The 13,033-nt window shown below is 68.7% G+C and carries 13 protein-coding genes and 2 pseudogenes; 3 read left to right on the forward strand and 12 right to left on the reverse strand.

Annotated features, from left to right (window positions below):
- Positions 1 to 690: 690 nt before the first annotated feature.
- The gene (locus BLR02_RS30125; protein WP_218128009.1) at positions 691 to 912 is read right to left on the reverse strand and encodes a hypothetical protein; all 222 of its coding nucleotides are present in this window, start codon (positions 910 to 912) and stop codon (positions 691 to 693) included.
- Positions 913 to 1,057: 145 nt separating this feature from the next.
- On the reverse strand, positions 1,058 to 1,624 hold the full coding sequence (locus BLR02_RS20320; protein ID WP_090664441.1) for a GNAT family N-acetyltransferase: 567 nt from the start codon (positions 1,622 to 1,624) through the stop codon (positions 1,058 to 1,060).
- A 77-nt stretch (positions 1,625 to 1,701) separates the two neighbouring features.
- On the opposite strand from BLR02_RS20320, the pseudogene BLR02_RS30550 reads away from it, so the two are divergent.
- Both BLR02_RS30550 and BLR02_RS30555 read left to right on the forward strand, forming a co-directional pair.
- Positions 1,702 to 1,836: pseudogene (locus tag BLR02_RS30550) on the forward strand (helix-turn-helix domain-containing protein); the annotation flags it as partial.
- A 199-nt stretch (positions 1,837 to 2,035) separates the two neighbouring features.
- Positions 2,036 to 2,602, forward strand: coding sequence for a LysR family transcriptional regulator substrate-binding protein (locus BLR02_RS30555; protein WP_245704874.1), 567 nt, complete (start codon positions 2,036 to 2,038; stop codon positions 2,600 to 2,602).
- Positions 2,603 to 2,639: 37 nt separating this feature from the next.
- Here the strand turns inward: BLR02_RS30555 and arsH are convergent, their stop codons facing one another.
- The 10 genes and pseudogenes from arsH to BLR02_RS20375 all read right to left on the reverse strand — a co-directional run bounded on the left by arsH (position 2,640) and on the right by BLR02_RS20375 (position 11,522).
- The gene (arsH, locus tag BLR02_RS20330) at positions 2,640 to 3,389 is read right to left on the reverse strand and encodes an arsenical resistance protein ArsH (RefSeq protein ID WP_090664442.1); all 750 of its coding nucleotides are present in this window, start codon (positions 3,387 to 3,389) and stop codon (positions 2,640 to 2,642) included.
- A 12-nt stretch (positions 3,390 to 3,401) separates the two neighbouring features.
- On the reverse strand, positions 3,402 to 4,487 hold the full coding sequence (locus BLR02_RS20335; protein ID WP_090664443.1) for an ArsO family NAD(P)H-dependent flavin-containing monooxygenase: 1,086 nt from the start codon (positions 4,485 to 4,487) through the stop codon (positions 3,402 to 3,404).
- A gap of 7 nt (positions 4,488 to 4,494) precedes the next feature.
- On the reverse strand, positions 4,495 to 5,589 hold the full coding sequence (arsB, locus tag BLR02_RS20340; RefSeq protein WP_218128010.1) for an ACR3 family arsenite efflux transporter: 1,095 nt from the start codon (positions 5,587 to 5,589) through the stop codon (positions 4,495 to 4,497).
- On the reverse strand, positions 5,586 to 6,023 hold the full coding sequence (gene arsC, locus BLR02_RS20345) for an arsenate reductase (glutaredoxin) (RefSeq protein ID WP_090664444.1): 438 nt from the start codon (positions 6,021 to 6,023) through the stop codon (positions 5,586 to 5,588). The genes arsB and arsC overlap by 4 nt, the downstream gene beginning before the upstream one ends.
- Positions 6,024 to 6,048: 25 nt before the next feature.
- Positions 6,049 to 6,399 (reverse strand): ArsR/SmtB family transcription factor, encoded by a 351-nt coding sequence (locus BLR02_RS20350; RefSeq protein WP_090664445.1) that lies wholly within the window; start codon positions 6,397 to 6,399, stop codon positions 6,049 to 6,051.
- A 120-nt stretch (positions 6,400 to 6,519) separates the two neighbouring features.
- Positions 6,520 to 7,749 (reverse strand): organoarsenical effux MFS transporter ArsJ, encoded by a 1,230-nt coding sequence (gene arsJ, locus BLR02_RS20355; RefSeq protein WP_245704875.1) that lies wholly within the window; start codon positions 7,747 to 7,749, stop codon positions 6,520 to 6,522.
- A complete protein-coding gene (locus tag BLR02_RS20360) occupies positions 7,746 to 8,789 on the reverse strand; it encodes an ArsJ-associated glyceraldehyde-3-phosphate dehydrogenase (protein ID WP_090664446.1) in 1,044 nt (347 codons plus the stop codon). Before BLR02_RS20360 ends, arsJ begins: the two co-directional genes overlap by 4 nt.
- A gap of 1 nt (position 8,790) precedes the next feature.
- A complete protein-coding gene (locus BLR02_RS20365; RefSeq protein ID WP_090664447.1) occupies positions 8,791 to 9,651 on the reverse strand; it encodes a helix-turn-helix domain-containing protein in 861 nt (286 codons plus the stop codon).
- A 503-nt stretch (positions 9,652 to 10,154) separates the two neighbouring features.
- The gene (locus BLR02_RS20370; protein WP_090664482.1) at positions 10,155 to 10,502 is read right to left on the reverse strand and encodes an efflux RND transporter permease subunit; all 348 of its coding nucleotides are present in this window, start codon (positions 10,500 to 10,502) and stop codon (positions 10,155 to 10,157) included.
- Positions 10,503 to 10,566: 64 nt separating this feature from the next.
- Positions 10,567 to 11,522, reverse strand: a pseudogene (locus tag BLR02_RS20375) (IS5 family transposase).
- Between the two features lie 243 nt (positions 11,523 to 11,765).
- On the opposite strand from BLR02_RS20375, the gene BLR02_RS20380 reads away from it, so the two are divergent.
- Positions 11,766 to 12,716 carry a tyrosine-type recombinase/integrase gene (locus BLR02_RS20380; RefSeq protein WP_090664448.1) on the forward strand — a complete coding sequence of 317 codons (951 nt, stop codon included), beginning with the start codon at positions 11,766 to 11,768 and terminating at the stop codon, positions 12,714 to 12,716.
- Positions 12,717 to 13,033 lie beyond the last annotated feature (317 nt).

Raw genomic sequence — 13,033 nt, forward strand, 5'->3', positions numbered from 1 at the left:
TTTTCAATAATTATTGAAATATTTGGCCAGACTGATGCTTGGTCAGCAATAGGTCAACCTTCGACGTTCGTATATCGTTTTGAACCGGGCTTTGGTATCATCCGCCAGGCCGTCGGTCTGACTGACTGACTGTTCTCAACCGGGGTTTTCTGGTCAAGCACCGGTGTGGAGGCTGTCCGCTGCCGGGGTCCTAGTTCTCTCCGGGAGTTGGTGTGACCCGCCCCATGATGAGTGTCAGGGGTGGGGCGCCGCGATGTTTGAGGCGGCTTGATCAGGCGTGGCATGCCAGACCGGCCAACGGTCACTGCACGGTCGCCCTCACCCACCGTCCCGGCAGAGACAGCCTCTCCGCCGGAGCGGCAACTGGTGCTGGTCACCGACAGCGGCTTCTCCGCCAATCGAGTTCCTGGCCGCCCTGCTCCGCCAGGAGGTCACCTGCGTCACCCGCCTGCGTCTCGATGCTGCTCTTTATCAACCAGCCCCGCCCCGGCACCCCAGCACCATCGGACGCCTTCGGACCAAAGGTCGGCGCCTGCCGACCCTGGCCGAGGTGCTGATCACCCAGACCACCGCGTGGCAGCGCCTGACCGTGCCCTGCTGGTATGGAGAAGGTGAACGCAGGGTGGAGATCTGCTCCGACACCGCCGCACCCAATCGCGCAGCGTCTGCCGCCTTGATCCGCTCTGCGGCTCAAGCCCACGCCGCACGAGCCGCTTCCGTCCGCGACTGCCCCTCCAGCACCAGCGCCAAGGCCAACATCCGCCGCGACGCCGCCGCGTCCCGTTCGCCCCCTGCCGCCCGACGCAACCCCGCCGCGTCCAAATCCGTCCGGCTGATCGCCACTGCCGCCACCATCGCCGCCTCCGCTCGCCCGCCAAAGCAGCGAAGCACCATCCCGGCCATATGGGACATCACCTACGAGTCAGCCATTTTGGCCGGGCGTATGAGTCCGCGCAGGCGCGGTCGAGGTTCGGCTGGTGTCGGCGGTGGAGGGCGTCGGCGACGGCGCCACGGTGCCGCTGGGCGTACAGCTCCGCCTAAACCCCGGCTGGACGACCTACTTCGGGTCCGTGCCGTCTCCCTCGCCGAGCGCGCGCTGCAGAAGAACGGTGTCCAGCCATCGGCCATGCTTGCGGCCGACCGAGCGGAGGGTGCCGACAAGGCGGAACCCAAAGGCTTCGTGCAGGCGCACCGATGCCAAGTTCGCGCTGTCCCCAACCACGGCGACCATTTGCCGCACTCCAAGCGCCTCACATTGCGTGAGCAGCTCCTGGAGCAGCAGGCGGCCGATGCCGTGGCCGTTGACATCGTGGCGTACGTAAACGGAGTTCTCCGCCGTGTTTCTGTAGGCGGCGCGCGGCCGGTAGGCGCTGGCGTAAGCGTAACCGAGGATGGCGCCGTCGCTGCCCTCGGCGACCAAGTAGGGCAGCCTGCGGGCGAGGACGTCGGCGCGCCGCCGCCGCATGTCGTCCTCGTTGGGAGGTTCGGTCTCGAAGGAGCCGGTCCCATGCAGGACATGGTGGCCGTAGATGGCGGCGATGGCGCCGATGTCGTCCTCCGCCGACGGCCTGACGCGGATGGTGTCGAGTTGCCCTGTTGCTGGGGCGATGTCCTGTGTCTTCATGCCCACAAGACTGCGACCGCCCGCTCGGGGGCGAAAGGAAATTTATCTGATCCGCGGCATCAGGATAAGTTTTCTGCATGCATGACCCAAGCCTCCGCCAGCTACGGACCTTCCTCTCGGTTGTAGAGACCGGTGGCGTCACCTCCGCCGCGCAGGCGCTCGGCCTCACCCAGCCCGCAGCCAGCCAGCAACTCCGCGAGCTGGAGCGCATCATGGGCGTCCGCCTGCTCGAGCGGGTCGCCGGGCGTGCGGTGCCGACCGCCGCCGGGCGTGCGCTCGTTGAACCAGCCCGGCGGGCGCAGGCCGCGGTCGAGGACGCCAGGGCGGTGGCCGCGGCGCACCGGTCCGGCGAGGGCCGGGCGCGTCCGCCTCGGCACAGGCGCCACGGCCTGCATCCACCTCCTGCCGCCAGTGCTCGCGGAGCTGAACAAGCGGATGCCGGGCCTCGAAGTCATCATCGCCACCGGGAACACACCGGACATCCTCCGCCGGGTCGAGGAGGGCGACCTGGATGCGGCGCTGGTCACCCTTCCGGCCGCCCTTGGCCGGTCACTCTCCACGACCCGGATTACTACCGACCCGCTGGTGGCGCTCCTCCCCGAGGCCATGGTGCCCAAGGGTCACGCCTCGCTCACAGCCGCCGAGCTCAACCGGCTGCCGCTCATCCTCTACGAGGCCGGGGCGAACACGCGGACGATCATCGACGCGTGGTTCCGGCGGGCGGGCTTGGTCCCGCGGCCCATCATGGAGTTGGGGAGCGTCGAAGCCATCAAAGTGTTGGTCGCCAGCGGCCGCGGCTGCTCGGTGCTGCCCGCGCTGGCACTCGGCGGCGATGTCGCAGGCGCCATGATGCGCCCTCTGCGTCCCGCCCTTTCCCGGCAACTCGCCGTGGTGCTCCGCAATGAGAAGGTCGTCGACAGGGGCCTTGGGCGGTTGCTCGGAGCCCTCAAGGCGGTGGCTGGGGGCCGCCCAGGCTGAAGCCGAGAGGGTGCGGCCTTTGTCACGGAGCCTCCGGCTACCGACCGCTCGCCGCACCCGAAAGGATGGCCAGATCGGCCTTGGCCTGCTTCTCTGCCCGCTCCTTTCGCTCGCTGTAGCGGTCGGTCAGGTGGTCGGAGCGGTCGCGCAGCAGCAGGGTAAACTTCACCAGCTCCTCCATGACATCGACGACCCGGTCGTAAAGCGGCCCTGGCAGCATCCGGCCAGCCTCGTCAAACTGCTCGTACGCCTTGGGCACCGAGGACTGGTTCGGGATCGTGACCATCCGCATCCAGCGGCCGAGCAGGCGCAACGTGTTCACCGCATTAAAGCTCTGGGAACCACCGGAAACCTGCATCACGGCGAGCGTCCGGCCCTGGGTCGGGCGGACGCCGCGGCTTTCAAGGGGGAGCCAGTCGATCTGGTTCTTGAGGATGCCCGTGACGGCGCCGTGCCGCTCCGGGCTGCACCAGACCTGGCCCTCGGACCATAGGGAAAGCTCCCGAAGCTCGGCGCCCTTGGGATGGTCGGCGGGCACGCTGTCCACCACCGGCAGGTCGCGGGGGTCGAAGACCCGCGTCTCAGCCCCGAACTGCTGCAGGATGCGCTCGGCCTCGAGCGTCAGGAACCGGCTGTAGGACCGCTCCCGAAGCGAGCCGTAGAGCAGCAGGATCCGCGGCGGGTGCGTGCTGGCGCCGGGGATGCCAAGCCTTCCGACGGTCGGGATGTCGAGCTGCGCTTCCGAGACGTTGGGCAGCGAGTGGTCCGGAAGGTTCACGGCAGGCATTCAAGTCTCCAATCAGGCGGCATTCACGGGCGGAGCGTCCGCCAGGGCGCTTCCGATCTCCTGGACGGCACTCCGGGCGGCCCGCGTCACCCCGGCCAACGTGGCGGAGGCAAAGCCGGTCCAGTCGCCGTAGCCGACCAGCCAGAGGCGCGGCTTGCGGACGGACCGGCCACCCCGGACCGCGACGCGTCCGTCCGACTCCAGCACGCCGAGCGGCGCCAGGTGATCCAGGGCCGGGCGGAAGCCCGTGCACCAGATGACCGCATCCACCGGGCTGCGGCTGCCGTCCCGCCGAACTACGCCGTCCGGCTCGAAGCGCAGGAAAGGCCGCACACTCTGTAGCGCGCCGCGGTCGCGGGCCTCCCGGACTGGCGGCACCATGACGATGTCGCCCAGGCCGCCCCTGGGCGGCCCGGGGTCGCGTCCCTCGTGCTGCGCCCGCAAGCGCTCGGTGGCGCGCTCGAACAGCACCCGGCCGTCCACCTCGTCCGGCAGGAAGGTCGGCGCCTCCGGCGTTACCCAGGTCGCCTCGGCCACGAGCGACAGCTCGGCCAGGATCTGGGCGCCGGAGTTGCCGCCGCCCACGACGAGGACACGCTGGCCCGCGAACTCCTGCGCTGAACGGTAGGAGGACGAGTGCAGCTGGCGCCCACGGAAGCTCTCCGCCCCCGGGTAGTCCGGGACGAAGGGGCGGCTGGCGCCGCCAGTCGCGCTGACCACGGCCGACGCCATCCAACTGCCTGCATCGGTCCGGACCAGCAGGCGGTCCCCCGCGCGCTCGACCGCCTCCACCCGAACCGGGCGCCGGATAGGCAGCCGGTACCTCTCCTCGTAGGCCGCCAGGTAGGCGGCGACGTGGTCCCGGCCGGGATAGCCACCGCCCGGGACCGGTGGCATGGGCCAGCCCGGCAGCGAGCTCCACTGGGCAGGGGAAAAAAGGTGCAGGGAGTCCCAGACCGACGGCCAAGCGCCACCAGGACCCTGGTTTGCGTCGAGGATCTCGAAGTCGAGCTCCGTCCGGCGTAGGAAGTAACCGACCGCGAGGCCGGACTGTCCGCCGCCGATGACGACGACCTGCCTGTTCTGGGTTTCCGGCATCCGAGGTCTAGCGAACCGCCACCCGGCCTGCTCCTCGATCGTACCAGCCGCGGGTCCGCATGACAATGTGGACCACGGAGAGCATGACCGGCACCTCCACCAACACGCCAACCACGGTGGCCAGCGCCGCGCCGCTCTCAAAGCCGAACAGGCTGATGGCGGCGGCGACAGCGAGCTCGAAGAAGTTGCTGGCACCGATGAGGGCGGATGGCCCGGCAACGCTGTGTGCCGAGCCGCATTGCCGGTTCAGCAGGTAGGCGAGGCCCGCGTTGAAGTAGACTTGGATGAGGATGGGCACAGCGAGCAGCAGGATGACTAGCGGCTGCGCTAGGATCTGCTGGCCCTGGAAGCCGAAGAGCAGCACCAGGGTGGTGAGCAAGGCAACCAGGGACACCGGGTTCAGCGCCTTCAGGGTAAGTTGGAGGAGCGCCTCGCCGCCGGAGGCGAGCAGCGACCGACGCCAGATCTGCGCCGCGACGAGGGGCACGATGATGTAGAGGCCCACCGAGAGCAGCAGCGTGTCCCAGGGCACCGTGATGGCGGAGAGGCCGAGCAGCAGGCCGACCACCGGCGCGAAGGCCACAACCATGATGGCGTCGTTCAGTGCGACTTGGCTGAGGGTGAAGTTCGGCTCGCCGTCGGTCAGGCGCGACCACACGAAGACCATGGCCGTGCAGGGCGCCGCGGCGAGCAGGATGAGCCCGGCGATGTAGCTGTCGATCTGCCCGGCGGGTAGCCAGGGCCGGAACAGCCAGCCGATGAACAGCCAGCCAAGCAGCGCCATGGAGAAGGGCTTCACGAGCCAGTTGATGCCCAGGGTGACGGCGATCCCCCGCCAGTGCCGAGTGACCTGCCCCATGGCGGCGAAGTCAACGCGGAGCAGCATGGGCACGATCATCAGCCAGATCAGCGCCGCGACGGGGATGTTGACCTGGGCCACCTCCATGCGGCCGAGCGCACGGAAGAGTCCCGGTATGAGCGCACCGAGCCCAATGCCCGCCACAATGCAGAGTGCGACCCAGAGGGTCAGGTAGCGCTCGAACGTGCCCATCGCCGCCTTGCGGCTCTGGATGGCGGCCTCGGCTTGGGCCGACGCGCTCATGCCGCCACTCCCTGCATGACGCGCTGCCCGGCGGCGTTCACGACCTGCTCTCCATTCTCTTTGGCGAAGGCGGCGCACTGCGGGTCGGGCAGGATGTCGAGCACCGTCTCGGACGGCCTGCACTGCTTCACCCCGAGCGGCGTCATCACGATGGGCCGATTGATGAGGATGGGGTGCGCCATCATGGCGTCGAGCAACTGGTCGTCGGTCAGGGTGGAGTAGCCGAGGCCGAGATCCTCGTAGGGCGTGCTTTTCTGCCGCAGGACGTCGCGGACGTTAACCCCCATGCGCCTGATGAGGTCGGCCAACTCCTCGCGCGAGGGGGGCATCTTCAGGTACTCGACGATCCTCGGCTCCTCGCCGCTGTTTCGGATAAGGCCGAGGACGTTGCGGGACGTCCCGCAGGCCGGGTTGTGGTAAATGGTGACGGTCACGGGGCTCTCCGAACGTGGTCGGGATTCAGGCGGCTGAGGCGCCCATGGGCGCGCTGGTCGCGGCGGGATCGCAGGCGGGGCCACAACTGGCTTGGCCGCCGCAGCAATGCTCGGTCAGGTAGGCCACGAGGCCGTTCATCGTGTCCGGAACCATGGCGTAGAAGAGCTGGCGGCTGACCCGCCGCTGAGTAACCAGCCCCGCATGCAGAAGCTGCTGCAGATGGAAGGTCAGCGACGACGGCGGAATACCCAGCCGCTCGGCGATGACGCCCGCGGGGAGTCCATCCGGCCCCTGCTCGACCAGGAGGCGGAAGACCTGCAACCTCGAGTCCTGAGCCAAGGCCCCGAGCGCCGCGACGGCCTCCTTGGAATCCATCTGGCAATCCCTACGACATTTCGATCTTTGTCGTAGGATGGGTGGCTTGATGGTCAGATTCAACGGCATTCATCGAAATGTCGCGCCCGGTGTGGCTGTGCTGATCGGACCAAAGCCCGGTCAGACCGGCACCCGGCGTTCCTGGGCCCGCATGGGCAGCATGAAGGTCAGCGCCATGGAGGCCACCAGCATCGCCGCCGAACCCCAAAGGCATGCCTGTAGGCCACCCCACTGGGTCAGGATTCCGGACAGCAGGATGCCGAACAGGCGGCCCCCCGCATTGGCCGCGTAGTAGAAGCCGACGTCCTCGGCGGCCTTCTCCGAGCCTGCGTAGGCCAGGATCAGGTAGCTGTGGAGGGACGAGTTGACCGCGAAGGCGAAGCCGAACACTGCGAGGCCGATGACCACGACCACATCCGGGCGCCCGACGCTGCCGGTGGCCAGCAGAAGGGCGATGGCGGCCGGGATCGCGGTCAGGGCTGTGGCCCAGAGCCGCGCCTCGGGGACCTCCCGCGACAGCCCGTCCTCGCTGCGGCGGACAACCGACGGCGCCAGGGCCTGCACCCCGCCGTAGCCGATGGTCCAGGCAGCGAGGAAGGTCGAGACCCCGACGTAGTGCCAGCCCTGGCTGTAGAGGAAGACCGGCAGGCCGACGACGAACCAGACGTCGCGGGAGCCGAACATGAAGATCCGGGCCCCCGCCAGCAGGTTCACGCCCCGGCTCTTCGCCATGAGCTCCTTGAAACTCTTCGACGCCTTGGCCTTGCCGAGTTCGCGGGGAAGCGACAGCAGCACGCCCGCCAAGACGGCGGCCAGCAGGGCCACCAGCAGCCAGAGCGCCGGGCGGAAGCCGACGAACTGGAGCAGGGCGCCGCCCACGAAGAAGCCGAAGCCCTTCATGGCGTTCTTGGAGCCGGTGAACCAGGCCACCCAGCGGAACAGCTGACCGGCGCCCTGCTGCGAGGTCGCCTTGATGGCCGACTTGGAGGCGGTCTTGGTCAAGTCCTTGGCCACTCCGGAGATGCCCTGGGCGGCGACCACCCAGGCGACCGATATGGCGGCGCCCCAAGCTGGGTCGAGCGCAGACAGCATGAGGAGCCCGCAAATTTGCAGGCTCAGACCGATCGAAAGCATGCGGGGAATGCCGAAGCGGGCCGCCAACCAGCCCCCACCGAAGTTCGCGAAGATGCCCGCCGCCTCGTAGAGCAGGAACAGGAAGGCCAGCGTGAACGGCGTGTAGCCGAGCTGGTAGAAGTGCAGCAGCACCAGCATCCGCAGCGCCCCGTCCGTGAGGGTGAACCCCCAGTAGGCGCCGGTCACGACGAGGTAGTTGCGGATGCCTGACATCATGCCCCCCGTTCGATGACAATGTTGGCCAAGTCCACCATCCGGCAGGCGTAGCCCATCTCGTTGTCGTACCAGGCGTAGACCTTCAGCAGGGTGCCGTCGGTCACCATGGTGCTCGGCCCGTCGACGATCGCGCTGCGGGTATCGTTGGCATAGTCGGCCGAAACCAGCGGCCTGGTCTCGAAGCCGAGGATGCCCGCGAGCGGTCCCGCCGCCGCCGCGCGGAACAGCTCGTTGACCTCGGCTTCGGTGGTCTCGCGCCGCATCTCGAAGACGGCGTCCGTCAGCGAGGCGTTCAGCACCGGCGCCCGGACGGCGTGACCGTTCAGGCGGCCCTTGAGCTCGGGGTAGATGAGCGAGATGGCGGTGGCGCTGCCGGTCGTCGTTGGCTGGAGGGACAGCATGGCCGAGCGCGCGCGTCGAAGGTCCTTGTGCGGAGCGTCTACGACCACGTTGGTGTTCGTGGGGTCGTGGATGGTGGTTATCTGGCCGTGGCGGATGCCGATGGCCTCGTGGACCACCTTTACCACTGGGGCCAGGCAGTTCGTGGTGCACGAGGCGGCGGTCAGGAGCCGGTGCTCTCTTGGGTCGTAGCGGTCGTCATTGACACCGACCACCACGTTCAGGGCGGACCCGTCCTTGACCGGCGCCGCGACGATGACCCGCTTAACGCCCCGGTCGAGGTAGCCCTGAAGCTGCTCCTGCTTGAGGAACTTGCCGGTGCATTCCAGGACGATGTCGCAGCCCAGGTCGCCCCAGGGCACCTCGGCCGGAGCGGCTTCCGCAGTGAAGCCGATGCGCCGATTGCCGATGGCAATGGCTTGGTTTCCCTCGGCGCCGATCCGCTCGCGCCAGCGGCCGTGGATGCTGTCGAACTCGAGGAGGTGGGCGGTGGCCTCGGCGCCGCCCTTGAACTCGTTCAGGTGAACGACGTCCAGCCGGTTGCCCGCGCGCGGATCCTCGTTCTCCCGGAAAACGCCACCCAGGGCCGCGCGGAGCGCCAGCCTGCCGATGCGGCCCATGCCGTTGATGCCGACGCGCATCTCAGCGGCTCCCATCGAGGGAGATGGGAGCCTCGCCGAGGTCGTTCAGCCGGTGCCGCAGCGACATCCGGTCCAGCGAAGCGATGGGCAGGCTGGTGAAGATGCCGATGCGGCGGTGCAGGCCAGCGTAGAGCTCGTTCAGCAGCAGCGCCCGCTCGGTGGTCCCTCCAGCGAACTGTGCGGGTCCCGGAAGCGGCCAGGAGGCCGTGACGGCGTGTTCGCCGAAGTCCGGGCAGTGCTGGCCACGCAGGGTGTCGCAGAGCGCAATGACAAAATCCATGCGCGGCGCCTCGGCGTGCGTGAACTCGTTCCAGGACTTGCAGCGCAGGCCGGAGACGTCGTGCCCCAGAGCCTGGAGCTTCTCGACAACCTCGGGCATGGGCCGCGGTGCCGGATCCGACCCGGCCGAGTAGGCCCGGAACCGGTCGCCTCCCACCTTGTCCAGGATGGCTTCGGCCATCAGGGAGCGCGCGGAGTTGCGCGTGCACAGGAAGAGCACGTTGAAGGCCGGTGTCATGGATTTCCTCTCGACGACGGGGGCGGGACCGAGGCGGGCGATATCGCCACAGAGCTCAGGTTGGCCGGAGCAACAGGTCTCGGTCAGGAACACAACCAACTCGCGGAGCGAGGCGAGGCGGACCGCGTGGATGACCTGGCGGCTCTGCCGGGTCGACTGGGTCAGCCCGGCACGCTCGAGTGCGCCTAGGTGGAATGAAGCCGTCGAAGGCGGCAGACCGAGGCGGTCGGCCACCTCGCCCGCGGGCAGACCGTTAGGCCCGGCGGAGAGAAGCACGCGTAGGAGACCGAGGCGGGTCTCCTGCGAGAGTGCTCCGAAGACCTGGGCGGCATCTCTGGCTTCCATAATTCCATTAAAGCCGTTGTATGCCCGACCGTGCGTGACATTTCTGGGTCAAACGTCAGGCCGATACGAACATCGTTGGCTTTTCTATGAGTTTGCAGTCCGGCGCGTCGTGGCGACGACGCACAGTCGCAACCTTGCGCTCTTCCAGTGGCGCATCGGCGCACGGCGCTCGCCTTGCCCCAATGGCGTCGTTTGGACGCCTCGAACGGGACACAGCGGCCTTCCATGTTCCAAGCATCAGAATGGGAGAAAACCCTCATGCGCCGGGTCAACGTCATCGTCGCACTGGCTCTGCTGGCCGCGATTCCTGCCTGCGCCCAACCCCTCCACTACGGGGCGGCGGGCACCACCACGTTGCCCCGCGGCACCACCACCACGGCGGCCATCACCACCGCGGTGGGCACGGCCACCATGGTGGACACCATCACGGTGGCGGCCACCGTCACTGACGCCCCACGTCCCCGAGGCGGTCGAGGCGCCCGGCCGCACCCCGGCCTTTCTCCCTATCTGGCCGGGGCGGGACGGCCCGCTCGCGCGGCAACCTCGGGCTCCGGCACGGGTCGTAGCCCCGCGTGTTCCGGAAGTGCGTCGGCGCTTCCGAAGCGCGCATAGAGCGCGGGCAACACCATCAAGGTAAGCAGCGGCGCGGTCATGAGGCCGCCGATAACTACCGTGGCGATCGGCTTCTGGACCTCGGCGCCCGCCCCAGTGGCGATCGCCATAGGCACGAAGCCGAGCGAGGCGACGAGCGCGGTCATTGCCACCGGCCGTAGCCGGTCCATCGCTCCCTGCCGGATGGCCTCGTCCCGCCCCAGCCCCTCGCCGCGCAGTTGCTTGATGTGGCTCAGCATCACCAAGCCACCGTGTTGCAGCGGTCGACGGTACGGGCGCAATGAGCCCAACCCGTGTTTCGGGTTATGGGATGCGGACGTAGTTCGGGCGTCCGAGGTCAAGCATTCGGTTCAGCACGCCGGCCGCGATGGCCACCTCGGTGGCCTGACGCCCGTCCGTTTGCGAACGTAGGCCACCGCCAATGACGCGCTTCCATCGCGAGATGTCAGCTTCGACAAGGGCGCGATCGTTGTAACCCGATGCCTGCTGCCATCCCATGCGGCCGCGCTCAGTAATTGACCGCATCGCGCTGCGTTGGTGTGGTCTCGGCCGCGGCGCTTGGCACGGCACTCGCGCGAGGCGGCACGATGACAGCCGCCTTGGGATGGCGCGCCGCGACTTCGGCGTAGACGTCGTCCCGGTCGTACGCGCCATCGCCAGTGAAGGACGCCACGAGACCATCGACTTGGTCGAGCAGTGGGCCGACCTGGGAGCCGTCGTCGGTATCCTAGTCGGTCAAGGCCGAGGCAACGATGTGGCCCGTGTCGGCGTCAGTGACGAGGTGCAGCACCCGCCAAGCTCGGCGCCGCTTGCTGCCGTGCTTCTCCTCCAGCCACTCGCCCGGGCCACAGAGCTTCAGCCCCGTACTGTCCACCAGCAGGTGCACCGGCGCGCCCCTTGCCTCCGGCCGTGGCACCACCAGCGTCTCGGCCCAGCGGCTCAAGGTGCTATGGTCCGGCACCGGCAAGTCGAGGCCGAGCAGCTGCAGCACGGAGGCGATCAGACCCTCGGTTTGGCGCAGCGCCAGGCGGAACACCGCCCGCAGCGTCAGGGCTGTGGCAATTGCCAAGGCTGAATACGAGGGCTGCCCGCCCCGGCCAGTGCGGCTCGGCCGTCCAGGCTTCGACCGCCTCTGGCGTGAACCAGACCGTGCGACTGCCGCGGGCTGGCAGGCTCGCATCGTACTCGGCCCAGCTGGTGACCCGGTGCTGTTGCTGGGGGATGGGGTGGCGCCGAGCGGCACTTGCTGGGAACGGCAAGAGGGCTGCCCTGCAGAATGGCGGGGACGCGCCCGGCCTCACCCGCCCCAATGCCCCCCCGGGCCGGCGACCAATGCCCCAGGATCCCCTGCCGCCGTACCCAACCCGCCTGCAGCGCTGACCGGCCGGGGTCATCCAGGCCCCCTCCCCCGGCGCGCTAAGGCCTGATAACGACTATTCTCGGTTCTTTGTATCTCGTGCCATAATCCCCGCCGCGATGGACGAGAGCACGGGAAACCCGGCATGTCAGATCTGACCACCCTGCCCGCTGCGGACCTGGCGCTGGCGGCCGACTACGCCCGGCAGGCCCTGTCCCGGGCGACGCTGCGGGCCTATGCGGCGGACTGGCAGGACTTCACCGGCTGGTGCCAGGCGCGCGGTGCCCGCGCCTTGCCGGCCGATCCCACCACGGTCGCGGCCTATCTCGCCGCGATGGGCCGCAGCCATAGCCGGGCCACCTTGCGCCGCCGGCTGGCGGCGATCGGCCGGGCGCACCGGATGAAAGGCATCGCCTGGATGCCGTCCCATCCGGCGATCCGCGACACGCTGGCGGGTGTCTTTCGGCAGCACGGCAGGCCGCAGCGCCGGGCGGCGGCAATCGGCACCACCGAGCTGAAGCGGCTGCTGGTCAGCTGTGACGGCAGCCTGACCGGCCAGCGCGACCGGGCCCTGCTGCTGCTGGGCTTTGCCGGGGCGCTGCGGCGATCCGAGCTGGTGGCCGTGCAGCGCGAGCACCTGACCTTCACCGCGGAGGGCATGAAGCTGCTCATCCCGCGCGCCAAGACCGACCAGGACGGCGACGGCGCGGAGATCGGCATCCCGCGCGGCCTGAAGCCGGAGACCTGCCCGGTGCGCGCCATGGAGACCTGGCTGCGCGGGTCTGACTGCCAATACGGGCCGGTGTTCCGCAAGGTCGACCGGTGGGGCACGGTCGAGCGCACCGCGCTGCACCCGGACGCCGTGCCGAAGATCCTCGCCCGCCATGTTGCCCAGGCCGGCCTCACCGCCGCCGGCCTCGAGCGGCTCTCCGCGCACGGCCTGCGCGCCGGGTTCATCACCGAGGCCTACAAGGCCGGTGCCCGCGACGAGGCCATCATGGAGCACTCGCGCCACCGGGACGTGAAAACCATGCGCGGCTATGTTCGGCGGGCCAAGCTGGTCAGCGACAGCCCGGCGAAGCTTGTCGGGCTTTGAACGAATCCGTCACAGCTCGCATTGGGTGCCGGCCCTGGGTCAGATATCCAGGATCCTTCTGCTTCCCTTGGGGTCACGGGCGAGTCCCCGGCGATGACGAAGGGGCTAGGTTGGCCGACGGTAATCAGGCCAGGTGGGCCGGCCCGCGCCGGAGCGATACCGGGGTTGGCGATGACGCCGGGTGCGGCCGAACCCCCGTCAGGGATGATCAGCAAGAGCCCGGCGAAGCTCGTCGGCCTTTGAAGGAGACCGCTATGGCTCTCATCGGCATACTGGCCCTCTGCCTGATACCCACGATCCTTCTGCTCCCCCTCGTC

This window comes from Belnapia rosea, from assembly GCF_900101615.1.
In the GTDB taxonomy this organism is placed as follows: Bacteria; Pseudomonadota; Alphaproteobacteria; order Acetobacterales; family Acetobacteraceae; genus Belnapia; species Belnapia rosea.